Source organism: Bradyrhizobium symbiodeficiens (assembly GCF_002266465.3).
Classification (GTDB): Bacteria; Pseudomonadota; Alphaproteobacteria; order Rhizobiales; family Xanthobacteraceae; genus Bradyrhizobium; species Bradyrhizobium symbiodeficiens.
In genome coordinates, this window is the sequence record NZ_CP029427.2 from 4,632,586 (window position 1) to 4,656,694 (window position 24,109).

Annotated in this window: 29 protein-coding genes and 1 tRNA gene; 13 read left to right on the forward strand and 17 right to left on the reverse strand. The window is 65.1% G+C overall.

Annotated features, from left to right (window positions below):
- Positions 1-23 precede the first annotated feature (23 nt).
- Positions 24-98: transfer RNA gene (locus CIT39_RS21755), tRNA-Thr, on the forward strand.
- Between the two features lie 305 nt (positions 99-403).
- Here the strand turns inward: CIT39_RS21755 and CIT39_RS21760 are convergent.
- Both CIT39_RS21760 and CIT39_RS21765 read right to left on the reverse strand, forming a co-directional pair.
- Positions 404-634, reverse strand: coding sequence for a hypothetical protein (locus tag CIT39_RS21760; RefSeq protein ID WP_094972075.1), 231 nt, complete (start codon positions 632-634; stop codon positions 404-406).
- Positions 635-799: 165 nt separating this feature from the next.
- Entirely contained in the window at positions 800-1,210 is a 411-nt protein-coding gene (locus CIT39_RS21765; RefSeq protein WP_094972076.1) for a GFA family protein, read from the reverse strand.
- Between the two features lie 112 nt (positions 1,211-1,322).
- Here CIT39_RS21765 and CIT39_RS21770 point away from each other — a divergent pair, with 112 nt between their 5' ends.
- On the forward strand, positions 1,323-1,580 hold the full coding sequence (locus CIT39_RS21770) for a hypothetical protein (protein WP_094972077.1): 258 nt from the start codon (positions 1,323-1,325) through the stop codon (positions 1,578-1,580).
- A gap of 6 nt (positions 1,581-1,586) precedes the next feature.
- Here CIT39_RS21770 and CIT39_RS21775 read toward each other — a convergent pair whose 3' ends face one another.
- Complete coding sequence (locus CIT39_RS21775; RefSeq protein WP_094972503.1) at positions 1,587-3,422, reverse strand: outer membrane protein assembly factor BamB family protein; 1,836 nt, start codon at positions 3,420-3,422, stop codon at positions 1,587-1,589.
- A gap of 93 nt (positions 3,423-3,515) precedes the next feature.
- Positions 3,516-4,229 carry a class I SAM-dependent methyltransferase gene (locus tag CIT39_RS21780; RefSeq protein WP_094972078.1) on the reverse strand — a complete coding sequence of 238 codons (714 nt, stop codon included), beginning with the start codon at positions 4,227-4,229 and terminating at the stop codon, positions 3,516-3,518.
- A gap of 268 nt (positions 4,230-4,497) precedes the next feature.
- Here CIT39_RS21780 and CIT39_RS21785 point away from each other — a divergent pair, with 268 nt between their 5' ends.
- The 3 genes from CIT39_RS21785 to CIT39_RS21795 all read left to right on the forward strand — a co-directional run bounded on the left by CIT39_RS21785 (position 4,498) and on the right by CIT39_RS21795 (position 5,924).
- Complete coding sequence (locus tag CIT39_RS21785) at positions 4,498-4,725, forward strand: hypothetical protein (RefSeq protein WP_244607425.1); 228 nt, start codon at positions 4,498-4,500, stop codon at positions 4,723-4,725.
- A gap of 269 nt (positions 4,726-4,994) precedes the next feature.
- The gene (locus CIT39_RS21790) at positions 4,995-5,369 is read left to right on the forward strand and encodes a hypothetical protein (protein WP_094972079.1); all 375 of its coding nucleotides are present in this window, start codon (positions 4,995-4,997) and stop codon (positions 5,367-5,369) included.
- A gap of 300 nt (positions 5,370-5,669) precedes the next feature.
- Positions 5,670-5,924, forward strand: coding sequence for a hypothetical protein (locus CIT39_RS21795; protein WP_094972080.1), 255 nt, complete (start codon positions 5,670-5,672; stop codon positions 5,922-5,924).
- 27 nt (positions 5,925-5,951) lie between these two features.
- On the opposite strand, the gene CIT39_RS21800 is transcribed toward CIT39_RS21795, so the two are convergent.
- The 4 genes from CIT39_RS21800 to CIT39_RS21815 form a co-directional block, all read right to left on the reverse strand.
- Entirely contained in the window at positions 5,952-6,194 is a 243-nt protein-coding gene (locus tag CIT39_RS21800) for a DUF6719 family protein (RefSeq protein ID WP_094972081.1), read from the reverse strand.
- A gap of 252 nt (positions 6,195-6,446) precedes the next feature.
- On the reverse strand, positions 6,447-7,154 hold the full coding sequence (locus CIT39_RS21805) for an outer membrane protein (RefSeq protein ID WP_162308610.1): 708 nt from the start codon (positions 7,152-7,154) through the stop codon (positions 6,447-6,449).
- Positions 7,155-7,441: 287 nt separating this feature from the next.
- Positions 7,442-7,819: a hypothetical protein gene (locus CIT39_RS21810; RefSeq protein ID WP_094972505.1), complete on the reverse strand. Its 378-nt coding sequence runs from the start codon at positions 7,817-7,819 to the stop codon at positions 7,442-7,444.
- A 251-nt stretch (positions 7,820-8,070) separates the two neighbouring features.
- The gene (locus tag CIT39_RS21815) at positions 8,071-8,472 is read right to left on the reverse strand and encodes a His-rich protein BRANT (RefSeq protein WP_094972083.1); all 402 of its coding nucleotides are present in this window, start codon (positions 8,470-8,472) and stop codon (positions 8,071-8,073) included.
- A 248-nt stretch (positions 8,473-8,720) separates the two neighbouring features.
- Here CIT39_RS21815 and CIT39_RS21820 point away from each other — a divergent pair, with 248 nt between their 5' ends.
- Complete coding sequence (locus tag CIT39_RS21820; RefSeq protein WP_094972084.1) at positions 8,721-9,263, forward strand: tetratricopeptide repeat protein; 543 nt, start codon at positions 8,721-8,723, stop codon at positions 9,261-9,263.
- Positions 9,264-9,367: 104 nt separating this feature from the next.
- Positions 9,368-10,753, forward strand: a complete 1,386-nt coding sequence (locus tag CIT39_RS21825; RefSeq protein WP_094972085.1) for a serine hydrolase domain-containing protein — start codon at positions 9,368-9,370, stop codon at positions 10,751-10,753.
- On the opposite strand, the gene CIT39_RS21830 is transcribed toward CIT39_RS21825, so the two are convergent.
- Positions 10,743-12,311, reverse strand: a complete 1,569-nt coding sequence (locus CIT39_RS21830; RefSeq protein ID WP_094972086.1) for a S10 family peptidase — start codon at positions 12,309-12,311, stop codon at positions 10,743-10,745. The genes CIT39_RS21825 and CIT39_RS21830 overlap by 11 nt on opposite strands.
- Positions 12,312-12,552: 241 nt before the next feature.
- Here CIT39_RS21830 and CIT39_RS21835 point away from each other — a divergent pair, with 241 nt between their 5' ends.
- From CIT39_RS21835 to CIT39_RS21845, 3 genes are all read left to right on the forward strand, one after another.
- Positions 12,553-13,332 (forward strand): NAD kinase, encoded by a 780-nt coding sequence (locus CIT39_RS21835; RefSeq protein ID WP_094972087.1) that lies wholly within the window; start codon positions 12,553-12,555, stop codon positions 13,330-13,332.
- A 99-nt stretch (positions 13,333-13,431) separates the two neighbouring features.
- Positions 13,432-13,977: a response regulator gene (locus tag CIT39_RS21840; RefSeq protein ID WP_094972088.1), complete on the forward strand. Its 546-nt coding sequence runs from the start codon at positions 13,432-13,434 to the stop codon at positions 13,975-13,977.
- A 28-nt stretch (positions 13,978-14,005) separates the two neighbouring features.
- Entirely contained in the window at positions 14,006-14,584 is a 579-nt protein-coding gene (locus CIT39_RS21845) for an Hpt domain-containing protein (protein ID WP_094972089.1), read from the forward strand.
- A 177-nt stretch (positions 14,585-14,761) separates the two neighbouring features.
- Here CIT39_RS21845 and CIT39_RS21850 read toward each other — a convergent pair whose 3' ends face one another.
- The 4 genes from CIT39_RS21850 to folE all read right to left on the reverse strand — a co-directional run bounded on the left by CIT39_RS21850 (position 14,762) and on the right by folE (position 18,563).
- Positions 14,762-15,937: a DUF2336 domain-containing protein gene (locus CIT39_RS21850; RefSeq protein WP_094972090.1), complete on the reverse strand. Its 1,176-nt coding sequence runs from the start codon at positions 15,935-15,937 to the stop codon at positions 14,762-14,764.
- Between the two features lie 310 nt (positions 15,938-16,247).
- Positions 16,248-17,309 (reverse strand): transglycosylase, encoded by a 1,062-nt coding sequence (locus tag CIT39_RS21855; protein ID WP_094972091.1) that lies wholly within the window; start codon positions 17,307-17,309, stop codon positions 16,248-16,250.
- 110 nt (positions 17,310-17,419) lie between these two features.
- A complete protein-coding gene (gene hisI, locus CIT39_RS21860; RefSeq protein ID WP_094972092.1) occupies positions 17,420-17,842 on the reverse strand; it encodes a phosphoribosyl-AMP cyclohydrolase in 423 nt (140 codons plus the stop codon).
- Between the two features lie 28 nt (positions 17,843-17,870).
- On the reverse strand, positions 17,871-18,563 hold the full coding sequence (folE, locus tag CIT39_RS21865) for a GTP cyclohydrolase I FolE (protein ID WP_094972093.1): 693 nt from the start codon (positions 18,561-18,563) through the stop codon (positions 17,871-17,873).
- Positions 18,564-18,816: 253 nt separating this feature from the next.
- Between folE and CIT39_RS21870 the strand changes: the two genes are divergently transcribed.
- Entirely contained in the window at positions 18,817-19,284 is a 468-nt protein-coding gene (locus CIT39_RS21870; RefSeq protein ID WP_094972094.1) for an iron-sulfur cluster assembly scaffold protein, read from the forward strand.
- A 52-nt stretch (positions 19,285-19,336) separates the two neighbouring features.
- Here CIT39_RS21870 and CIT39_RS21875 read toward each other — a convergent pair whose 3' ends face one another.
- Positions 19,337-20,236, reverse strand: coding sequence for a COG3904 family protein (locus CIT39_RS21875; protein WP_162308611.1), 900 nt, complete (start codon positions 20,234-20,236; stop codon positions 19,337-19,339).
- A 241-nt stretch (positions 20,237-20,477) separates the two neighbouring features.
- Between CIT39_RS21875 and yidD the strand changes: the two genes are divergently transcribed.
- Complete coding sequence (gene yidD / locus CIT39_RS21880) at positions 20,478-20,816, forward strand: membrane protein insertion efficiency factor YidD (RefSeq protein ID WP_094972095.1); 339 nt, start codon at positions 20,478-20,480, stop codon at positions 20,814-20,816.
- 92 nt (positions 20,817-20,908) lie between these two features.
- Positions 20,909-21,133, forward strand: a complete 225-nt coding sequence (locus CIT39_RS21885; protein ID WP_094972096.1) for a hypothetical protein — start codon at positions 20,909-20,911, stop codon at positions 21,131-21,133.
- Between the two features lie 9 nt (positions 21,134-21,142).
- Here CIT39_RS21885 and CIT39_RS21890 read toward each other — a convergent pair whose 3' ends face one another.
- Genes CIT39_RS21890 through CIT39_RS21900 form a run of 3 tightly spaced genes read right to left on the reverse strand, consistent with a single transcriptional unit; the run spans position 21,143 to position 23,989 of the window.
- Positions 21,143-22,099, reverse strand: a complete 957-nt coding sequence (locus tag CIT39_RS21890; protein WP_094972097.1) for a PDR/VanB family oxidoreductase — start codon at positions 22,097-22,099, stop codon at positions 21,143-21,145.
- A complete protein-coding gene (locus tag CIT39_RS21895; protein WP_094972098.1) occupies positions 22,096-22,620 on the reverse strand; it encodes an MOSC domain-containing protein in 525 nt (174 codons plus the stop codon). The genes CIT39_RS21890 and CIT39_RS21895 overlap by 4 nt, the downstream gene beginning before the upstream one ends.
- Positions 22,621-22,675: 55 nt before the next feature.
- Entirely contained in the window at positions 22,676-23,989 is a 1,314-nt protein-coding gene (locus CIT39_RS21900; RefSeq protein ID WP_094972099.1) for an MFS transporter, read from the reverse strand.
- Positions 23,990-24,109: the final 120 nt, after the last annotated feature.

The following is a 24,109-nucleotide window of genomic DNA, read 5'->3' on the forward strand; positions in this document are numbered from 1 at the left end:
GGTCCTGCCCGCCTCAAGGCGTCGCCGGCTTAGCTCAGCGGTAGAGCAGCGGTTTTGTAAACCGAAGGTCGGGGGTTCAATCCCCTCAGCCGGCACCATTCGTCGCCGGAAATCAAGAACTTACCAGTCATTATCCAGATAGTCGGCGAAACTGTCCCCCGCACGCTGCAGCCTTCTGCCAGAATGCTTCAATGGCGGCAGTAGCCTGTTTCTGGGACTGCGGGGTCGAACTCCGCATACAGCTCGGTGACGCCTTTGCCGTGGCCGAGCTGGCCTTGCACCTCCCACTTGGGAACGCCCTTCGCGCGCATCCAGCGGCCTAGAGTGTGGCGCCCAATGGTCGGGCGGCAAGGGTGCATGCTCACCGCCTTACCGTGAAGATTGCCGAGATAAAGCGCATACGTCAAAAATTATCGCGCATTTTCTTCCGTCCAATGCGATGGCCGATCGCGCCGAAGACGACCGCAAGGAAGAGCATCACGAAGAACTTGCTCCAATCTGGTCCGTCGAAAACAAATTTGTTCACGACAAGTGCAAGCATCACGCCGTGGCCAGCAAAGATCAGGCCCTTCCACCGAATCGTCCAGTCGTGGCTCATTGCCGTCCCCTTTTGAGAGTTGGACATCAGTGCCATGAGGCAATCGAGCCATCTGTGAGCAACCGCACTCAAGAGCTTCCCAACGGCTGCCGATGCCGGAGGCGCTAAGCTTGAAAGCATCACGGTGCACGTACCGCAAAGTGGTTCTGTAAACCGAAGGTCGGGGGTTCAATCCCCTCAGCCGGCACCAGCAACTGACGCTCAGACCTCCGCGCGAACGCTGCCTTGCTGGAAGTGTTCGGCACCTTCGATCTCCACCCAGCCATGTTTCGACTGCTCGAACACCGACCTGACCGGCGGTGGAAAATCGGGATCGGCGATCGCGCCGACGGCAACGCCGATCATCGCGGGCAGATTGTCGGCCTGCCAATAGACCGTCGAGCCGCAGTCGGGACAAAAATAGCTGCGGACCTTGCCGCCGCTCGCGGCTGTCCGGACGTACGGATTCGGCGTTCCTGAGATCGTCACTGCCTCCACCGGGTAGAACGCACCGACGCCGAACGGCGCGCCGGTTCGTCGCTGGCAGTCGAGGCAATGACAGGCGACGACGAGCTGCGATGGTCCCGGCAGCGACAGCGAAAGCGCACCGCAGCTGCATCTGGCTTCGATCATTGAATGCAATCCTTAACGTTCGGGCGTTTCGTTCCGTCCCATTTCAGCATGGCCTCATGCACAACGCCTCGCTCCTCGCTCCGTATCTCAATGGGCTGGATTCGGAGCATGCATGATTGTTTTAACTGCCGACGAGGATCTCGCCGTCCAAGCCAAGCTCAACTTCAGCCTGGGGGCGCAGGCATACGACACATACCTTCAAGGGTTTCGTTGCACGGAATTGTCCGGCGGTGTCGTGATTGCCTATGCGCGCAGCGAGTACATGGCGGCCGTCATCAGTGCGGAATATAGCACGCAGATCGCGGACGCGGTCGAGAGCGTCGTCGGGCAACCGGCGACGATGGTGCTGGTCCTGCCGTGCCCTCGGTGACGAGCCTCACTCCGTCCCGACTTCGAACGCCAGCAGCACGTTGCCGGCGACGCCGCTCCATTGGCCGTAGCCGGAATTGGTGTAGAGCATGCCGCCGGCGATGACGGGCCCGGGGCCGTCGATCGCGCCGCCATGGGCGGGGACGCCGTTGACGGCCTTGAAATCCTGCGCTGTGTCGAACTCCCAGAGCAGCTTGCCATCGGCGGTGGCATAGGCGCGCAGGAAACCGCTGACGCCGCCGGAGAACACCACGCCGGGGATCAGGCTCACCGCCGCCGAGAGCGCGGGGCTGCACTGGCGGCGGTCGCCGCAAGCGACCGGCGGCACTTCCATGGCGATCTTGCCGGTCGCGAGGTCGAGGCCGAACAGGCCGCCGCCTTGCGTGGAATCGAGTCGCCGCGTGCCGTCACGCATGAAGCGCACGTCGGAGTTGGCGACATAGATGCGCTCGCCGTCCGCGGCCGAGCCCCATTCGCTGCCGCCGAGCGAACCGCCCTTCCCGATCCGGGTCTGCCACAGGAACTTGCCACCGTCATCGGGATCGAGCGCGTGCACGACGCCGGATTTCTGCGCAATGACGAGCATGCGCCTGCCGTCGCGCAAGGTCACCAGGATCGGCGACTGGCCGAAATCATGATCGGGTCCGTGATCCTCGGGACAATTGGACTTGTCCGCAGTGAAGCACGCCACGACGAAGGCATCCTTCGGCGTGGCCTGCTGTTTCCAGAGCAACTTTCCGGTCGCGAGATCGAAAGCGAGGACCGCGTCGGCGGTTGCCGCCGGCGGGTTCGAATATGAATTGCTGGTCGCCACATACACGGCGCCGCGCTTCGCATCGATCGTCGGCGCCGACCAGATCGAAGCGCCGGACGGACCGAACAGCTGCGTGCCCCTGGCATTCTTGCCGGTCGGGTGCGGCACTTCCGGAATCGTATAGGCCTGCCACACCAGCTTGCCGGTCGCGGCGTCCAGCGCCACCACGCTGCCGCGGAAGGTGCAGCATTCGTAACTGGCCTGCGAGCCGGCGGCTTCCTCGATCGAGGACACCGGCACGTAGAGCACGCCGGCATGCAGCGTCGGCGCACCGGTGATGCGCGCGGCGGCATGCTCCTCGACCTTCGTCTTCCAGATCAGCGCGCCGGTCAGCGCATTCACGGCATAGGCGTTGGCGCGCAAATCGCCGAAGAAGATCGCGAACTGGTCGGAGCCTGGAAGTGGCGCAAAGCTGATCGCGGCGCGCACCGCCGCATCGATCGCCAGCGTCCACAGCGTGCAGCCGCTGCGCGCGTCGAGCGCGTGCACCTTGCGATCGGTGCCGCCGATGAACAGGATTCCGCCCACGATGGTCGGCGGCGCAAACGACAGCGAGGCGCCGGGGAATGCATAGGCCCATTTCAACCGCAGGCGCGGCACCTGCTCCGCCGTCAGCCCTGCCATGTCGGCGGGCTGGTACCGGCTGTTGTTGGTGTCCACGCCCCATCCGTTCCAGCGCGGGCCGTCGAGGGATTGCGGAAAGCCGTTCACCTGCTGCGCGCAGCGGCCTTCCGCGTCGGCCGCGACGCCGCCAGTCGCGATCTTGCCGGTCACGAAGGACGCGATCGCGCGGCGTTCCGCGTCGCTGCGGTCCTTTGCCATCGCCGCCATGCTGCCGGAGGTCAACGCCGCCAGCACATGGTCGAACGACATCGCCTGCATGGCGCCGCGGCCCGGCACGCGGCTCTGCGCATCACCGTCGTGGCATTGCGCGCAATGCGTCGCATAGAGCGCGGCGCCCTCCTGCTGTGCCAGCGCCGGCACGCTGCACCAGATCGACAACGCGGCCAGGACAGCACGTGCTCTCATGGTGGGCTCCGGCATGCGACGGGAGATCTCGGCACAACCTGAAGTCTATCGCCGGGACGATCAGGGACGCAATCGACGTTCCGCCCGCTTCTGTCACACATCCGTGGCGGTGCGGACGCGATCCGGCAACTCGTCCAGCCGCCAGAGCCCGAGGCTCTTGTCGCGCCAGCCGCCATCGCCCTCCTCGCAGCGCTCGTCGATCAATTCGCGCGGCGCCGGCCAGTCGAACGGGGCCTTCGTCATGTTGAGCGCGCGCCAGTCGCCGTCCTCGCAATCACAATTGTCCTCGAATTCCGGAAACGTCGTGACGAGCAGGAATTGCGCGCCGCTCTGGCGAAACCGGGCAATAGCGCGGGCGATGTTCTGAAAACTCAGATGTACCAGGCAGTCCCGGCACAGGATCAGATCGGTCCGCGGCAGTGCATCGCGCGTGATATCGGCCACCAGGAAGCGGCCGGCCAGTTCGCCGCGCGCCGCACGCGCGTTGTTGGCCTCGATCAGCGACGGCACGATGTCGATGCCGATGTAATTTAGCGCGAGCTCGATGCGGCCGATCCAGCCGGCGTCGCCGCAGGGCGCATCGAGCAGCGCGCGCGCGCCGAGCCGCCGCAGCAGCGAAGGAAGCGCGTCCCGGATCGCGGCAGTGGCAGGGTCCTCCGAGCCGAGGCCGGACACGGAGCCGGCCGCGCCCCAGAGGTTCGTCCGCTCGATCCGCTCGAACCGCGCCGCGAGATCGAGGCCGGCAAAGCTGTTGCGGTCGGCGACGAAACGTTGGTGGGCGAGCACGGCAGGACGATTGGTGATCATCGGACAAAATCTATGGTCGTAGCTCCGGCGCTACCACGCAATTTACCGCCAATTGACCGTCGCGAACATGCCGGCGAGTGAATCTGCTCTGCTCATCAGGTCTCATGCGCCGTACCACCGGAAAAGAGACAGCCAGGATCGTCGCCGGCGCAGTGACCGGCATCGTCATGACGGCCATGCTGTTCGCGTTCGCGCGGCCCGTTGCTGCCGCATGAGGCGCGGTCAAGACGGGCACGGAACCGAGGCTTGCCTCAGCCGTTGTCGACCCATGCGCATCAGCGAAGAAAACCGAAATATGTTTCTGCTGGCGTCGGTGACGCTGTGCTGTGGCGCCGTGGCCGGCACATTGACACTGTTTGACCCGATGCTTGGACCGCAGCCCGAAAGGCTGGTCGCCGAGAGAGCGACGATCGACGCCGCCCGGACGTCGGATCTAACGCCGGTTCGGGTGGTCGGCGCGCCGTTCGAGCCCAACGTCAATCCGCGCGAGCGATAGCGCTCACCTCGGCGACGCCTCCGTACCCCTCTCGGGGCGGCCCTGCGCAAGCGCCAATCCCTCTACGAACGCGATCGCCTCCGCCCGCTTGTCGGGCGGCAGCGACAGGAACGCGCGGATGAGCCTCAGGCCTTCCACTTCGTCCGATCGTTCTGTTCCGGAATCCATCCGCCTTATGTCGGGCGACCGGGAAAAATATGCAACCCCCTTGCGAACCTGCTTGATTCGAAGCAGCCGCTTTGCTGGAATGGGGGCTGCTGAGGTGGATCATGACATGGATCAGGGAACGCGACGCACTGATCGCGCAGACACTGGCCTTCGTCCAATCGGTGACCGGCGGGAAGGATGATGTCCTTCAGCCGGATGGGACAACGGCTGCCACGACCGTCGCGCTCGAGATCGTTGCCGTGGAGGCTGCCGCTGTCGAGATCGCGCTGACGCAAGCCCCGGTGCCGCCCCCGCCCGCTCCCCTGCCGCCATCGCGCCCGATCGGCGATTTCCGCAACGAGATGCAGGCCCGCATCGCCAATTTCCGCAAGCATCAGGAGCGGTTCGAGCGCGAACGCGAGGAATATTGCGCCGAAACCCTGACCAGATTGCGTGCCGCCATCCGCGACGCCTCCGGCCCACCGGTCAGAAAGTAGGCCGCCCCCCGTCAGGGGCTTACAGCCAGGACCACACCAGCCAAAGATTGGCCGCGCAGGCGCCGACCAGCGCCAAAGTCAGCGGCAGGAGCATGTGCCCGCAGGAGGTGTTCAGGTCGCTCGTCATGGCCGAAAACATCCGCTGATTCCGCCAAATGAGTCCCAAGGATTCTTTTTTTCGCGATTCAGGACTCGTTAAGGACTCAAGGGCCCGGCCTTCCGATCACGGCCCCGTGATCGCCCGCCTACCGGAACCGCCGGCCCATGAGGTCGTTAACGGGCTTTCCTGGAGCGGGAAGAATGCCCTACGCCTTGTTCTGCAACGACGCCCAGATCAGCAAAGCCTATCCGAGCGAATCCGACGTCTGGAAACTGGCGCATCGGAGCGGCCTGGTCGTGGATGTCAGCGCCGACGAGGAGCGTCCCGGGTCGCGCCGGGTGCTCGACAACGATTACGAGATCAAGCCCTGCCGGGTCGCCGAGGGGGAGGACCCCGCCAGGAACAAGGCCGAGGCCGACCGCCAGTCGAAGATGGAGCTTGAGCTGAACTCGTGAGGTCTGCCGGCGGAAGCCGCGAAGCGATCAGGGCGTCGCGGCCGCCAGCGAGGCTTGCTCACCCGGCATGGGCACGCAGGCCTTGCGGCGATGCAGCCCGCGGATCGCGCCTGTCACCTTCAGCACCTTGCCCGACGGGCAGGACGCATCCTTGACGAAGGCCACCTCATAAGGTGCCAGCATCAGAGGCTCGGATTTGAGGATTGTCTGTGCAGAGCACGGCAGGCCAGAGAAGCAAGAGAGCAACACTGCCGACACCAAGATACGCATGTTCGTCGTCCCACCAGCCCGATAACTTTCATATAACGCTTTCCGGAGCGCGAGTTCCGTAAGCAGCAAAAATTATTTTTGCTTTATCCAAGTCCCATGACGCGCGTGAGAAGGCGCGTGCCGGAATGTTTTCCTGCAAATGACGCGCCAGATGGTTCACACAAAGGAAAGATCGGGCCGGCAGGCGGGATGCTGACAAACGAAAGGCCGGCGGGAAGCCGGCCTTTGTCAGAGCGTGGTCGCGGTGGAGCGTCAATAACGCGAGGCTGCCGGACCGCCCCAGCCGAAGCGGTAGTTCACACCGACCTTGACGGTATGCTCGTCCTCCCGGCCGCGAACGCCGACGATGTCGGCCGGACCGGAGGTAAAGGTGGTGCTGCCGAAATTATAGTACTGGTACTCGGCCTTGGCCGACCAGCTCGGCGCGAACATGTATTCGAGGCCGGCGCCGACGGTGTAGCCGTCCTTGCTGTTGCCGGTGGTGGTGAAGCCCTGTGGCACGCCTGCGATGTTGACGCCCAGGCCGCCATTGCGCCAGGCGTAACCGCCCTTGGCGTAGAGCAGCGCCGGACCCCAGGTGTAGCCGATGCGGCCGGTCACCGACCCGAGCTGGTCGGTGTTGGAGGTCACCTGCGTGCCCAGCGGGAACGTGACACCGTTGTTGTTGGTCGGCAGCCAGGAATACTGGGCCTCGATGCCCACCACCCAATTGGGCGCGAACTGGTAGTCGAAACCGCCCTGCACGCCACCAAGGAAGCGGGCGTCGCTGGACTGAAAGCTGCTGTCGCCGGCAAACGCGCCGCCGACATGGCCGCCGATGTAGAAACCGGTCCAGTTATAAATCACCTGCGGCGGTGTATAGGCCGGAGCCTTGGTGTAGGTGCGCGCCTGCATGTCCGCAGCTGCGGCTGGCGCTGCCAATGCAAGCAGAGCGACTGCACCCAGCAAAATCGATTTCATGATCATCCCCGTTCTTTCATCTACGACACTCAGGAAACAACGTGGCGTGAATTGGGTTGCTTCGCGGCGATGCCGGGAACGTCGATCGTTCGTAACTGTGACGGAGTGGCAACAACGCGATTTTGTTCCGTCAAATTGCCTGCACCGGCTGCTTTTTTCGCCTGCGCGGAACCTGCCGTAACAATCTGTCGCGCGGTCAAACCGCCCCGTTCAAAGCTCCCCGAAATGTGATCCAACGGCTCCGGCAGCCCTGGGTCTAGCACCCCGAGATGAAAGCGGGCTTTGCGCTACCGCGTCATCTTTTCGAGTTCCGGAAAGGGTACGTAAACCGCGCCGGCGCAGAGGTCGCTCGTCCGGTCCACGACGCGGTCCGCCCGTCCGTTCACGAAGATCACAGCGCGCTCCCGCATGGCCTTGTAGCTGCCGTCGGTCTCGCGCGGGGTGAAGTGGAGACAGCTCACGTAGAACTGCCGGCCGCCGACCTCGCGCTGGACCGGCTCGGCCATGCTGGCCTCGCGCACGCCGACCGGGTTGTTCAAATAGGTGCGCATCAGCGCCAGGATGTCGCCGCGGAAATTGTCGGGAAACGGCTGCGGCCCTCCGGCTTGCGGTCCACCGATGATGGTCGGACGGTCGCCGTCACTGCCGAAACATGCCGCGAGCATCAGCGGCAATACCAGGACCGATGCCAAGCTCGCCGCACGTTTCGCCAATCGGCCCACAGGTCCCGCTCCCGCTCGAACAGACTCGAGGGACGTTCTAGCCGCAAGGTCGCGCAAAGGGAATTCGGTCCTGCCGGCAGGCCTTGCTGCGCAACGCACCGCGGCCGGTGCCCGCGCTTTCGCACGGACGCCGGCCGGGCCTGAAGTCCTCACCCGGCGGCGGGCAATGGATGCCGCCGCGTAAGGATCAACCGTTAGCTGCGCTTCTCGGTGGACAGCGGCTTGGTCGCGTCAGGCTGAGCCTTCAGCTTCTTCGCCGACAGATGCTTGCGGTGGTGGCGATGGGTGTGCACGGTCTTGTGCTCGTCGGCGGTGACCGCGGCGTTGGCATTCATCGCCTTCGACTTGGTGTCGACCTTGGCGTCCGCCTTGACGTCGGCGGGCTTGACGTCGCCAGCCTTCGTGTCGGTCTTGGCATCGATCTTGGCATCGGCCTTGATGGCGGCGTCCGGTTTCGCGGCGGTGGTCGAGGCCTTGGTCTGGCTCTGGTCGGCCTTGATCACCGGGGCCGTGGTGGTCTTGCCGGCCTCGGCAGCGAAGGCCGGGGCTGCGATCACGGAAGCGGCGAGCAAGGCTGCGGAAATGGTCTTCAACATGGCAGGTCTCCTCTTGGAAGGATCTCGAGGCGGCGCCCTCTCGCCACCCTTCGATCATGGGTGGAGCCTAGGGACGGCGCGGTGAACCCGATCTGAAGCCCCTTGCAGGCTCCCGTTCATCTCGATGACGCGTTTGTCATCCGTGCCGGGCGAATGGATCGTGCGAAGCGGGAATGTTTTCGGCAGACGGGTGTTCAGGTCTTCGGGCAATCGTGTAGGATCGCCACGTTCCATACGGGAGAATTCAGATGCGCAAACTCTCAATGCTTGTCGTGCCGGGATTGGTCGCCATGTCGCTGGCGGCCGCGCCGGTGCTGTCCAGCGCCTATGCCGCCGGCAGTGACGAGCCCTCGTCGCCGCCGAAGTCGGACTCCTCATCCAAGAAGGGCAAGAAGAAGAGCTCTTCCGTCAGCGATCCCAAATTCCTCGCCGCCTATCGCACAGCCTACACGGCGATCTACGACAACCACGACTACAGCGGCGCGATCGGTCAGTTGAAGTCCCTCAAGCGCGACGACGTCGCCGACGTCGCCAATTTGATCGGCTACTCCTATCGCAAGCTCGGCGACTACCAGTCGTCGAAGGTCTATTACGAGCTGGCGCTGAAGGACGATCCGAACCACGTCCGCACCTGGCAGTATTACGGCCTCTGGCAGCTCGAGCAGGGCAACCGCGAACAGGCGCAGTATCATCTGAACAAGATCGCCTCGCTCGCCGGCACCGACAGCTCCGAGTATCGCTCGCTTGCCACGGCGCTCGACAAGCCGACCGGCGCGACGCTCGTCTACTGAGAATCGCATCTTCAACCTCGCGAACGGGCACAACCTTTCGGTTGTGCCCGTTCGGCTTTCTCGGCTAGCCTCTCGCATCGATTTTCCCAGCAAATTGGTGTGCAATGGACCCGTGGCTGCGATCCGCGATCGACTACATCGGCTCCTGGATCGAATTCCAACTGACGACGATCCAACAGCCAGGCGTCATCGTCGCCTTCGCCCATCGCGGCGAAATCGTCGCCGAGCATGCGTTCGGCCTCGCCAATCTCGACACCGGCGAGAAGCTCACCCCGCGCCACCGCTTCCGCATCGCTTCTCATTCCAAGAGCTTCACCTCGGCCGGCATCATGAAGCTGCGCGAACAACGCAAGCTCCGGCTCGACGACACGATCGGCCAATATGTCGGCGGCCTCGATCCGCGCGTCGCCGAGACGACGCTCGCGCAGGTGCTGTCGCACAGCGCCGGGCTGACGCGCGACGGCGCCGATTCCGGCCAGTTCATCGACCGCCGTCCCTATCTCGACGCCAAGGAGCTGCTCGCGGAATTGCAGCTGCAGACCGCGATCGAGCCCGGCATCCGCTTCAAATATTCCAATCACGGCTTCGGCCTGCTCGGCCTCGTCATCGAAGCCGTAACGAAAGAACCCTACCCGGCCTGGATCAAGCGCGAGATCATCGAGGCCGCCGGCCTGCGCGAGACCGCGCCGGATGCGCCGCTCCCCAAGGGCGCGCCGTTCGCGCGCGGCCACACGCGGCGGCTGCCGCTCGGCGTGCGCTGCGTGATCCCCGGCGACAATCCCACACAGGCGATGGCGTCAGCCACCGGCTTCGCCGCCACTGCCGCCGACACCGCGCGCTTCTTCGCGCAGCTTGCGCCCAATGCGAAGAAGAGCGTGCTCTCGGTCGCTAGCCGCCGCGAGATGACGCGGCATCACTGGCGCATCCCGCAAAGCTTCGAGGCCTATTACGGCCTGGGCGTCAACGCCGGCAAGACCGATGGCTGGGACTGGTTCGGCCATAGCGGCGGCTTCCAGGGCTACATCTCCCGGACCTGCGCCATTCCCGCTTGCGAGCTTACGATCAGCATCCTCAGCAACTCCATCGACGGTGGGGCGCCGTTCTGGATGGACGGCGCGATGCAGATCCTGCGCGTGTTCAAGACGCGCGGCGCGGCCGACCGCCGCCTGCGCGACTGGACCGGCCGCTGGTGGACGATCTGGGGCGCGACCGACCTCGTGCCCGCGGGCAACCGCGTGCTCGTCGCCAATCCGCAATTCATCAATCCGTTCATGGATGCCGCCGAGATCGAGGTCACCGGCCGCGACACCGGCAAGATCGCCTGGGCTGCCGGCTATTCCAGCCATGGCGAGCCCGTGCGCCGGATCCGCGACAAGCGCGGGAGGATCAGCGACATCTGGATCGCGGGCGCCAACGTCAAGCCTGCAGGCGTCGTCGCGAAAGAGATCGCCCGTCGGTACAAGCCACGCAAGCGCCGGCCTACTCCCTGATCAGCGCCTCGACCTCGCTGCGAAACGCCTGCCGCGAGCCGCCTTGCGAATAGAACATGTGGCCGCCGGGATAGACGACCAACTTCACGCGCTGGGTCGCGAAGGCCGGCATCTGATCGAGCACCCGCTTGGTGCCGAAATAGGGCGTCGCAAGGTCGAACAGGCCGTGCCCGACCAGCACGTTCAGCTTGGCATCGGTGGCGAGGATCTGGCGCAGATCGGACACCGATTGCGGCGGGTTGATGCCACGGCCGAAATCCCAGTGACCTTCCACGGCGCCGTTCAAGACTTCGTAGGAGCCGTCAGGCCGCCAGTTGAGCTTGCGCGTGAGCACGTCGACCGCTGCGCTGGTCAGCGGCGCCTGCAGCGCATCGCCCGAGGGGTCGCCGAAGCGCGAGCTGCTCGAATCCGGATAGGGATCGAAGCCGCGCACGGAGGCGTCGTAGCGTCCCGTGATCTTGCCGTTCTTGCGGTCGAATTCGCGGCGGAATTCGCCGACGTCGAAACGGCCGGCGAGCCTGCGGCTCACCGCCTGGTCGATGCCGGTCAGCGCGGCGACCTTGTCGGCGAGACGATTGGTCGCCTCCTTGTCCGCCTCGCCCTTGACGAGGTCGGTCAGGAATTCGCCGCGCGCGTAGGCCTCGACGTCGGCGAGATCGGCGCGCTTGACCGGTCCTTTGGCTTCGCGCGACACCGCCACATAGCTCGGCAGCGTCGCGACATATTGCAGGAGGCTGGTGCCGGTGAACTCGCGGAAATCCAACAGCGGCGACACCAGGATCAGGCCCTTGACGCCGACGCCGTGCTGGATCTGCAACTGGCGCACGACCTTCGGTCCGCGAATGCCGCCATAGCTCTCGCCCGCGACGTATTTCGGCGAGGTCAGCCGGTCGTGCTTCTCGAGCCAGCGGCGGATCACCAGCGCGATGCTGTTGGCGTCGCCATCGACCGAATAGAACGACTTGCGCGCCTCCTCGCCGCTCGCGATGAAGCGGCTGTAGCCGGTGCCGACGGGGTCGATGAAAACGAGATCGGTGAAATCGAGCCAGGTCTCCGCGTTCGGCTTCACCTCGGGCGAGGCTGACGGCGACAGCGCTTCGCCGTCGAGTGGCAGCCGCCACGGACCGGCAGCCCCGAACTGGAGCCACGCCGAGGACGCGCCGGGCCCGCCGTTGAACAGGAACGTGACCGGGCGTGTGGCCCGGTCGGCGCCGTCGAGCTGATAGGACGTGTAGGCGATGTCGGCCAGCGGCTCGCCCTTGCCGTCGAACACCCGGATGGAGCCGGCCGTCGCGGTGAAGTTGAGGCTGCGGCCGGGCAGATCCAGCGTCTGCTTCGTGGTTGAATCCGGCGGGAGACGGTGCGGCTCGGCCGCGGACGGCGAGGCCTGCGTCGCGCTTTGAGCGCTGCCTGCGCGCCCACCCTTCTGTGCCGCCGGTGATGCCGCCTCCGAACGCGGCTGCGGCGCATCTTCCGCGCGCGCAACGCTTGTGAGCGCGATCGCGGACACGGCCAGCACCAGCCCGGTTCGTCGCAGCCTCGGCAAGATCGTGAGCATGATCGGTCTCCCTGCCCGACTGTCACAGCCGGCGCGCATCCAAGCTAGCGAGGAATTGCGACGGTTTGCGGGATCATCGGTCCGATGGCGCCGCCGGGGCTGGCTCAAATCAACCCGTTTTGTTCTCCGGGTCGACAATCAGCCGTTTGCCCTGAGACCCGGTCATCCTCGACAATGCAGGCCCGGGTGTATAGACGAGCCCGGCGGAACTTTCTCGAGCCAGCGGCCCTGCCCGGAAGCCATGACCAAGCCAGCGCGCTACGACCGGATCGCCTTTGTCGCCAGCCCGAGCAGCGAGGCGCAGGCCGCCTTCGGCCAGCTCACCAGGGACTATGGCAATTGCGACCTAGAGGAGGCCGACATCGTGGTCGCGCTGGGCGGCGACGGGCTGATGCTCCAGACGCTGCACCAGAACATGCACACTGGAAAGCCGATCTACGGCATGCATCGCGGCACCGTCGGCTTCCTGATGAACGAATACTCGCCGCACGATCTGCGCGCGCGGCTCGAGACGGCGCATGAATCCGAGATCAATCCGCTCCTGATGCGCGCGACCGACATCAACGACCACGTCCACCTGCACCACGCCATCAACGAGGTCTACCTGTTCCGGCAGACCTCGCAGGCCGCGCACCTCCGGATCCTGATCGACGAGCGCGAGCGCATGCCCGAGCTGATCGCCGACGGCATCATCGTGGCGACGCCGGCCGGCTCGACGGCCTACAATCTATCGGCGCAGGGCCCGATCCTGCCGATCAACGCCGCCCTTCTGGCGCTGACCCCGATCAGCGCCTTCCGCCCGCGGCGCTGGCGCGGCGCCCTGCTGCCCAACACCGCCTATGTCGTGATCGAGGTGCTGGAGGACGACAAGCGCCCTGTCGCGGCCGTCGCCGACCATGAGGAGGTACGCAGGGTCCGGCGCGTCGAGATCCTCTCCGACAAGAGCATCTCGATGCGCATGCTGTTCGACCCCGGCCATAGCCTGGAAGAGCGGATCCTGCGCGAGCAGTTCGGCTACTGAAGCCGCCTTCCCGCCAGCCGCCGCAGCTTCGGACGCAACGCTTCGTTAACCCCCGCCGCGATATGGTTAACGAAGGTTGACCGCTCTGGCCCAGGCGTCATGTTCCGCATCGATTTCAACAAGCTGCGCTTCCTCATCTGCGACGACAATCCGCATATGCGCCGCATCCTGCGGACGCTGCTGCATTCGTTCGGGGCGCGCGAAGTCTACGAGGCCGAGGACGGTGCCACTGCGCTGGAAATGTACAGCCATTACGTGCCCGACATCGTCATCGCCGACTGGGCGATGCCGATCTTCGACGGCCTCGAACTGGCGCAGATGATCCGGCAGCCGGAATCCAAGGGCAATCCTTACGCGCCGATCATCATGCTGACCGGCCATTCCGAAAAGCGCCGAGTCACCGTGGCGCGCGATGCCGGCGTCACCGAATTCCTGGCCAAGCCGATCTCGGCCAAGGGGCTCTATCAGCGCATCCTCAACGTGGTCGCCAATCCCCGCCCCTTCATCAAGACCAAGACCTATTTCGGGCCGGACCGGCGCCGCAACACCAATTCCGCCTATATGGGTCCCGAGCGCCGCGTCGGCGAAAAGCACGAGGTGCTGCAGCAGCCCTCGCTGCTCGACAAGGCCCGCTCTTCCATCTAGCGCAACGTCTTCAGGCGAGGCAGGCATCATGGCGAAGAACAGCGCAAGGGACATCGAGGTCACGGCCTTCGCCACGCATCAGATCATCACGCAGCCGAACCCGCTGCGGAAGGTTCTGCGCCGGGTCGATGAAAAGGACACGGACGATCCGGTCGCCCGCGCCGAACAGGCGCTCGCGAGCCTGTCAGGCGAGTTCAAGGAGTGGATGACGACCGAGGTCAACCGCCTGTCGGCCGCCTATGCCGCCATCCGCAACGACGGCTTCACCAAGGAGCGGCGCGACGAGCTGTTCCACGCCGCCCACGACATCAAGGGCGACGCCGTGACATTCGGCTATCCGGCCGCGGCGGGAATTGCAGAGAGCCTGTGCCGCGTCATCGAGCACGCGCCTGATCTCGAGAAGGTCCCGGCCGAACTGTTCACGCACCACATCAACGCCATCCTCGCTATCCTGCACGAGAATACCAGGCTCGACAGCATCAGTGTCTCCGCCGAGCTCAGCCGCCGCCTGCGCAAGGTCGCCGACGACTATCTCGCCCACGTCAACCGCGACCGCCCCGAGCATCTCGAGGTGATCCTGGCGCCGAGCATCGTGCCGGCGGAATAGTCGGCCGCTCTCTCCTCGTCGTTACGAGAACGGTGTCGAGAGGCCCGTCTCTATCACCACGATCAATCTCGTAGGGTAGGCAAAGCGAAGCGTGCCCACGATTCATTCCCGAATATACTGATAGGTGGTGGGCACGGCGCAAGAGCGCCGTTGATTTGCCCACCCTACGGCAGCTCGTTACGCCGCGATCAGATCGTCATATTCCGCATCGATCGCATCATCCGCGACCAGCTCGTCGCAGAACAGCCGCGCCTCCTCGCGCGCGGATTCCGTGGCGAAGCGGCGCAGCAGGACCATCAGCGGTTCGGTGGCCCCGCGGTCGGTCTCGCAATGGGTGAGCACGCGCTCGACCATGCGCCGGCGCAGCCGCACCGCGCCGTCGTCGCTGTCGACGAAGCCCTGCTCGTGGCACGCGTCGAGCGCGACCTGGAACGCCGCGAATGTCGCCTCGGGCAGCCCGGCACGGCGGAGCACCGCGTGCAGGCTGTTGCCGCCGCGGTCGTGCAGCAGCGCGGAGACGCGCGCCAGCGGCAGGTCGGCTAGCTCGGCCAGCGCCGCGTCGAACAAATCGAGATTGCTGGACAGCAGCGCGCGCAGGATCAAGCCGGCGGTGAGCTGGCCGGTGACGCGCAAATGAAGCACCAGGCCCTGCATGTCCTCGCCGCGCGAGCGCGCCGCGATATTCATGGTGGAGCGGTCGCGTGCCTCGAGCGCGATGCGTTCGGCGCGGTCGGCGCTGAGCCAGTTTCGCGCCACGACGAATTGCGCCAGCGTCTCGGAGAGTTTGGCCACCAGCGCGGCGCGGGTTGCGGCCGGCAGATCGTCCAGCACCAGCATCGCCTCTCGGATTGCAGCGAGATGGCCGTGACGCTCGACAATGCGGTGCCATGAGAACGGCGCGAGTTCCGCGTGAGGATTCTCGATCAGCTCCAGCGCCGCCGCCGCGCAGCCGACTTCGGCAATGGCGGCGCAGACCGAGACCGGCAGCGCGATACGGCGGGCAACCGCGCATTGCACCTCGTCATTGCCGGTCGCGACGATGTCGACGAGATCGGCATCGATCAGCAGCGGGGAATGTTCGAGCACGGGCAGCGCGACGGTCGGCTGGTCCGCCGACAGCGCCCGCACGATCGAGGCCGGCGCATCCGTGCTGCGCGCAAAGGCCTCAGCCATCGCCTGCCGCACCAGCGGCGAGGGATCGTCGAGCTGCATCAGAAGCGCGCCTTCGGCGGCGATGCGGTCGTCATGGGAAAGATCTGAGATCAGCCAGGCCCGGGCCAACGCCCGTGTGGCCTCGGCCCGGTCGCCGGCAGGCGCCGTCCTGATCCAATTGATGAACTGCCGAACAATCATGCTGCTTCCGGCTTACACAAACAAACGAAAATGGTGACGGCTCGTCACCTGCAACACAAAATAAACCACGACGCTTAACAAAGCGTTCACCATAACTGGCTGGTTTTGTTGAGGATTTGTTAAGGGAACAAAGGGGCTTGGAAGCCGTGTCCCGGACGCGGCGCAGCGCTCCCGGCGATGCAAAGCATCGTCCGGCGCGATGCGTCGCTGAGCTGGGACCCAGAATTTTCGAGAGGCGTTCGCGGCATGGGTCCTGGGTCTGCGCAGCAACGTTTCAGGCTGCAGCGCGTCCGGGACACGAGAGCGAGTATTAGCTCGAGAACGTGCCGCTGCGATCGCTGAACAGATCGAGCGGCTGCGGCGGACGCACATCCGGCGTCGCCGATGCAACCGACGTGAGCGAGGCGTTGTCGCCCCACAATTGCTGCACCGTGGTCGAGACCGGCTGCGTGGCATCGCCAGGCTGATAGATCGAACGAAACACCGGCGTGGTCGGGGCATTGTCCGCGACCGTCGTCGGTGATGTCGCGCTGACGGGTGTCACCGCGCGCGTGTTCGGGAAGGTCTGGAGGTAGGCGGCGTTGTCGATGACAGGCGCGGTGGGCTGCAAGCCGGTCGCGCTCGCAACCTCGGTGGTCGACGGCGTGCCGCCATACATCGCCATCGCGCTGCGGGTCGTTTTCGAATTGGCCGCGCTGGCATAGCGCGCGTCCAGCACCGAATAGACTTCGGAGACGCTACGGGCGCGGCCGTCCTTGGCGTAGAAGATCGAGCGGTTGGCGGAGGCCGCATTGGGAAACAGCCGCGCGCCGACGGCTTGCGGATTGTCCTCGGCATTGGCGATCAGTTTGGCGGCACCGCCGACGCCCATGAAATGCGCCATGTAGAGTTCGCTGTCGCTCGGCCTGCGTCCGAGCAGGCCCGTCAGCTTGAAGCTGTTCGACTGCGTCAGCGCCGCGGCCATGCTGGAGGCGGCCTCGGGATCGTCGCGCAGCTTCATGATCGACCGCTTCATCGCGGGATCGTCGACGGTGTAGCCGCCCGAGGTCGTCCTGGAGATCGCGTTGGCATAATTGCCATAGCCCAGCTGGGGGCCCGCCTCCTTCACCGTGCCGAGCCAGGTCTGGTCGATGAACTGATAGAGCCCGTGCGCGGACGACGTGGTGGCGCCCGCCGCGGGATCGAAATCCGATTCCATCTTGGCGGTGGTCAGCATGTACTGGAAGCTGACGCCGGTGATGTTCGAGGCCTGCTTGATCGCACCGGCGACGCGCGCCCGCGACGGATCGAGAACCGCCGTCTGAGAGGCACTGGAATTGTCGACCGACATGATGAAGTGCCCGCCCCGCGCGGCGTTGAGCGGCGCCGTCAATTCGGACGCCCTATCGTCTCACCGTGGGACAGGTATGGTTAATGCGGAGTTAATTCGGCCTTCTCGGCCATTCCTGGGCGCGCGTATCGCGAACCCGGAATGACGGAGGGCTACTTCTTATAGACGTCGCTGGGATCGAACAGCCGCTCGGCATCGGTGAAGACGAGCCTGGCTCCGCCGCCCTCGGCTTCGACCTTGCGATAGAAGCACGACCTTCGCCCGGTGTGGCAGGCCGCGCCGATCTGCTCGACGCGGATCCAGACGGCATCCTGGTCGCAATCGGTGCGGATCTCGACCACGCGCTGGGTCTGACCCGAGGTCTCACCTTTTCGCCACAAGGCATTGCGCGAACGGCTGAAGTACCAGGCTTCGCCGGTCGCGATCGTCTTGCGCAGCGCTTCGTCGTTCATGTGCGCGACCATGAGCACGTCACCGGTGGCGGCGTCGGTCGCGACCACCGTCACGAGACCGGCAGCATCGAACTTGGGGAGGAAGGCAAGACCCTCCTCGATCTCGTGGGAGTGAGCGGACACGGCGACCTCGCTTAAGACACTTGCGAGGTCAGCGCTGCAGGCCTCGCACCAGGGACAGGAAACGGGCCTGCTCCGCCGGATTGTCGCGGAACATGCCGGTGAAGCGGCTGGTGAAGGTGGAGGCGCCGTGCTTGGCGACGCCGCGCACCGACATGCAGGTATGCTCGGCCTCGATCAGCACCGCGACACCGCGCGGCTTGAGGACCTCGTCGATCGCCGCCGCGATCTGGGCCGTCAGATGCTCCTGGGTCTGGAGCCTGCGGGCGAAGATGTCGGTGAGGCGCGCGAGCTTGGACAGGCCGACGACGCGTTCCACCGGCGTATAGGCGATGTGCGCCTTGCCGTAGAACGGCATCATGTGATGCTCGCATTGCGAGGTGAATTCGATGTCGCGCACCAGGACGAAATCGTCATAGCCCGCGGTCTCGCCAAAGGTGCGGTCGAGCACCTCGGCCGGGCACTGGTGATAGCCCTGATAGAGCTCGTCGAAGGCCTCGACCACGCGGCGCGGCGTGTCGAGCAGGCCCTCGCGCTCGGTATTCTCGCCGATATAGGCGAGCAGCGTCTTCACCGCCGCTTCCGCCTCGGCGCGCGCGGGACGCGGCTGATCGGCGCGCACGGCGGCCGCGAGGAATTCGGCAGGGTCAAGCTCGGCCGGGCGGCTCTCGGGCTGCCGGTCGGAGGGCTTGTTGGGGCGGATGGCTTTGATGGTAGCGTCCATGTCGACTCCGTTCGACGGCCTTGCGGCCGGAGTGTCACCGGCAGACGGGGCGGCAATGCCGCCGGACGCCTGTAGAGAACAGTTTCAGCGAAAAAGGTCCTGGCGGTATAACGCGGGCAGCACCGATCTGGATCACCGCCACCGCACTGCTGGACTGTTTTTCCGCCAGTTCCACTCCTATATAGGACCCTGGACGTCGCCCGCCAAGGCCGATCCGGCCGGACATGGGTGTGGACGTGTTGGACTCCCTCACATGCTGAACGACATCTACAACAAGCGGATCATCGAACTGGCCGGCAATATTCCGCGCCTCGGGCGGCTGCCGGACCCCGACGCCACCGCCACCGCCCACTCCAAGCTGTGCGGCTCGACCGTGAAGGTCGACCTGAAGATGGAAGGCGACAGGATCACCGACTTCGCCCATGACGTGAAGGCCTGCGCGCTCGGACAAGCTTCTTCATCCATCATGGCAAGTCGCATCGTCGGCTCGACTGCGAGCGAACTCCGTGAGTTACGCGAAACTGTTCGCAAGATGCTGAAGGAGAACGGTGCGCCTCCTGAAGGCAAATGGGAGGAGATCAAGTTCCTCGAGCCGGTCCGCGACTACAAGGCGCGGCACGCCTCGACGCTGCTGACCTTCGATGCCGTGGTCGACGCCATTGGCCAGATCGAAGCCAAAGCAAAGACCGAGGCCAAGCAGCCGGCCGCGGCACAGGGCTGAGGCCGGGTTCGCGCCACGCGCGCGCCGGCAGTGACCGCCAGGATTTAGGAGCTTACTTCTGCGTCGCCAGGGCCGGTGGGGCCACGCCGCCGGTCGGCACCAGGGCTTCCGCCGTCTTGGTCGACTTGGCAGGCTGCGACTGTTCCGGTTCCGCGCCGAACCTCGCCTGCGTCTTCGGCGCAAGCTGCGCCATGGCCGGCGCAGAGCTGTCCACATGCGGCAGCACGTCGGCAACGAGGTCGGTCGTCACGAGATTGGTGAGCTTCAGTTCGCTGGAATCCAGCTCATGCAGGTCTTCCCAGGGCGGCACGCTGAGCGCGAGCGACAGCAGGTCACCGGCACCGCCCATGTCGAAGGTGTATTTGGCGAGCCGGCCGATGTCGCGCTCCACGATCATCAGATCCTGCGCGCTGTAGCTCGCCGCCTTGGCATCGTCGGCGCGATCGCCCATCCAGATCTGGTGCACGCGGACATGGGCAGCTTCCGGCACGTAACGCTTCTTGCCGGCCAGCAGCAGGAAGACGCACATGGATTCGCAATAGGCCTCAGACGCAACCGCCGGACGGGCCGACTGCCCGCCGCGCAGACTCACGCCGACCGTGGTCAGGAGTCCGAGATTGCGGAAACGCCGGCCGAGGGTGATCGCGTCGTTGACGGAACCGCCGCTGGAATCGAGCACCACGGTGGCGCCGCCGAGCTGGCGTCCGCGGGAAAACTCCTCGAAATCCTTCGGTGTGTCCGCGGTGATGATGCCGACCGCGCTGACCCAGCCGCGGCAGTTCGGCTCACAGGCGATCCAGTTGAACTTCATCGGCAGCTTGCGCTCTTCGAGAGCAGCACCAGCGCGGGCCGACGATCCGAATGTCGCAAGGGCGCCAGCCAGCGCGACTCCACAGACGGCGGTTCCCACCAGCAACCAGCCGCGAAGATTGAGCGACGTCAGAACTTTCAAACTGGTCCCTTCCCCAAGCCCCAAGCACTTAGCCAAAGCCGATTCAGGCACGCCCCGTTTCGCGTCCGATGAATCTACACATGGACGTCATAAAAATGGTATCCGGGGGAATACAGATCGTCCATAGGTACTTGCTGCGCTGCTCCCAAAAAGCATGAATAATATGGCGCCCAAACAACAGCTTACGGTTCCCTGCGCCGGAACCGTACAACACCTCGCCTAACGTCGCAGCACATCGCACATGAAGCATTCAGCCTGCGGGCACTGTTCCAGTCCGGTCGAAGGGGCGCTTCGGCTCCCGCGCAGATTCGGCCGTGCGCTGATCTGGCTCTACCGGCACACGCTGTCGCCCCTGGTCGGCTACAATTGCCGTCATCTGCCGACCTGCTCCGTCTATGGCGACGAGGCGATCGAGCGGTTCGGGCTCTGGGCGGGCGGCTGGATGACGCTCGCCCGCTTGCTGCGCTGCAATCCGTTTGGCACCTCGGGCATCGACAATGTGCCGCTCACCGCGCCACCCGGCGCGCACTGGTATTTGCCATGGCGCTACGCCCGCTGGCGCGGCGTCAATGCATCGTGAGATTGCTGCGGTGCTTTGCGCGTCGGTGACCTGAGCGGAACCGCAAGCCTTCTTACCGCGTTGTTTTGACGCTCCCCCGGGAGGAAACAACAATGCGCTGGAAAATCAGCCCTCATCTTCACGTCAGACATCTTCATGTCAGGCCTGGGCCAACGCCCGGCGCCAGGCGGCAGCATGACCCCAGAACCATGGACCTGCTCGCGATCGTCGCGTTGCTGGCGCTCGTGCTGGGCTCCGGCTGGTACCTGGCGACGAGCCTTGCAACCGCGCCGGCTACGACGGCGTTTATCGTGCCGAGCCAGAGCGTGCACTGGTAGCGCTGGACGTCAGAGATCCAGCACCAGCCGGTCCGCATCTGATCCGGCCACGCAAGCCATGAGATAGCGCTCGCGCTCATACGGCGACAGGATGCGGTCGCGGTGCACCGGCTTGCCCTCGAGCCAGCCGACCTTGCAGGCGCCGCAGATGCCGCCGCAGCACGAGGTCGCGATGTCGATGCCTCCCTCCTGCAATGCCGCCAACATGGTCTGGCCGGCGCGGACCTGGATCTCGGTGCCGGTGCGCGACAGCGACAACGTGAAGGGCTGTGCGTCGGGATCGAGCACGGGCGCAGCGGCGATGAAGCGCTCGATATGAACATTGGCCGCAGGCCACGCGGCGGTCACCCGCTCGAAATCGTCAATCATGCCTTCCGGTCCGCAGCAGGCGACCATCGTCGCCGATCCGCCCTCTCCGACGAGCGCCGCGAGATCGGGACGCCCGGTCCGGGACGTTCGATGCACGACGACACGTCCCTCTTTGATCAGGGGGCCGAGCTGCGCGGCGAGCGGCACCTCCTCGCGCACGATCAGATGCAGCTTGAAGTCGGCCTGCTTCGTTCGCGCGAGGTGTAGCGCCATCGACAGGAACGGCGTCACGCCAATGCCGCCGGCCACGAACACGCAGCGTGCGATGTCCGCTCCGGCCTCGAGTCCGCCGCGCGGCAGCGAGACGCCGATGACCTCACCGACCCTGACATCATCGTGGAGCGCACGTGAACCGCCGCGCCCCTCCGCCTCGCGCTTCACCGCAATGACATAGCGCGCATTATCGGCAGGCTCGTTGCACAGCGAATAGGTGCGAACGAGACCGTTCGGCAGATGCAGATCGATATGCGCACCGGGCTTGAACGGCGGCAGTTCCCACTGGTCGGGATCGGCCAGCGTGAACAGTTTTGTGCCTGCTCCCGCCTCCTCGATGCCGGTGACGATCGTCTTGACCGTGGTGATCGGGCGCGCGGTCATGCCGCGTTCCGCACGGTGTCGCCGACCCTCACGATGCCACCTTGCAAAATCCTGCAATTGAGGCCCGAACGGTTGATCAGGGGATCGAAGATCGCCTTGCCGGTGATCTCCTCGATGTGCCGGCATGGCACCGACAACCGCGTCGCTTCCAGCAGGGTCTCCCCCAGCCAGAAACGGCGGCCGACGAGGTGGTTCAGCGGCACGCCCTCCACCGTCACGTTGCGCCGGTGCTCTTCCGGGCCAAGCTCGATGCCGGCGTCGCGCTTGAGCGCAACCAGCGTCTCGAGCTCGAACAGGGTGACCTGCCGGCCCTCCTCGGGCTTGTGCGAATAAAAACCCTCTTCGTTGCCGATCATGTAGCGATCGCCTTCGATTCCTCGACCGGCGACGAGGGCGATTGCCTCCGCGGCGCGCATTGGCAGGAACGCGCGCGGGGTAAAGTGAAGGAAGCGCACCACCCCGGTCCAGCCGAGTTGCGTTGCGCCCTGCGCCGACCCGGCGCCGATGGTGGTGTCGAGCATGACAAAATCCTTGTGAGAAACAATGGCGCGCCGCCGGAGGCGGCGCGCCCGGGGATCAGGTCAGTTCCTTGTTCGCCATCTCCGGCGCGAACGTGGTCGCGGTCGCGGTGATGGCAGCGCAGACGATCAGCAGCAGCGAGACCGGCCAGGTGGCACCGCCGCTCCATGCCATCAGAGACGCCGCGATCAGCGGCGTCAACCCGCCGCTTATCGCGGCACCGACCTGAAACCCGAGCGAGGCTCCGCTATAGCGAAGTCGCGCGGAAAACAACTCGGAGTACCAGGGCGCGCCGATACCGAACATCACCATCTGGCCGAAGGTGATCGCAACCACGATTGTGCAGATCACAATGGTGGGATCGCGGGTGTCGAGCAGCCAGAACAGCGGGAAGGCAAACAGCGCCGAGAACGCGCAGCTCGCATAGAACATGGTCTTGCGGCCAAGCAGGTCGGACAGCCAGCCGAACAGCGGAATGGCGAACAGCGCGACCAAGGAGGCCGTGAAGGCGCCGTTCAGCACCACTGTGCGTGACAGGCCGAGATTGGCCGTGGCGTAGGACATCACGAACACCCCACCGATGCTGGCATAGGCGATCTCCGAGATCTTCAGCCCGACCGCCGTGAAGAACGGCCTGCGATGGTGCTTGAAGATCTCGATCACCGGCAGTTTCGCAACGTCCTTCTTCGCCTGGACCTGACGGAAGGCCGCAGTCTCCTCCATGTTGAGGCGGATATAGAGGCCGACGCCCACCAGCAGGATCGAGAGCAGGAACGGAATGCGCCAGCCATAGGCCATGAAGTCGCTCTCCGGCAGGCTCGCTACCAGCGCGAACATGCCGATCGCCGCGAGATTGCCGATCGGATTGCCGACCTGCACCATGCTGCCGAGCAAGCCGCGACGATGCGTCGGACAATTCTCCACCACCATCAGCACCGCCCCGCCCCATTCGCCGCCGAGGCCGATGCCCTGGAGGAAGCGCAAGCCGATCAGGAGCAGCGGTGCGGCGATGCCGATCTGCTGGTAGGTCGGAAGCAGGCCGATCAGGAAAGTGCCGATCCCCATCACCATGATGGTGACCGCGAGCATCGCCTTGCGCCCGACCCGGTCGCCGTAATGACCGAAGATCGCCGCACCAAGCGGCCGCGCCAGGAATCCGACGGCATAGGTGCCGAAGGCCGCGATGGTCGCGAGCGTGGGGTTGCCGGCGGCGAAGAACACCTTGTTGAACACCAGCGCGGTCGCCGCGCCGTAAATCAGGAAGTCGTACCACTCGACCGCGGTGCCGATCACACTCGACCACAGGATCCGCCGCAAGCTCGCCGCCTCGTCCGGCGCTACGTTCAGGGTTACGTCGTCTGCTACGGTCATCGATCTCTCCAGAAAGGCACCGGCACCACGGGGAAGCTTTTGGCTTTGTCCGCGGAGCCCATCGGCCAATGCGGACGGTAAAAATCGATCATGTTTACTACTGGAAATCAACGCCGCGAG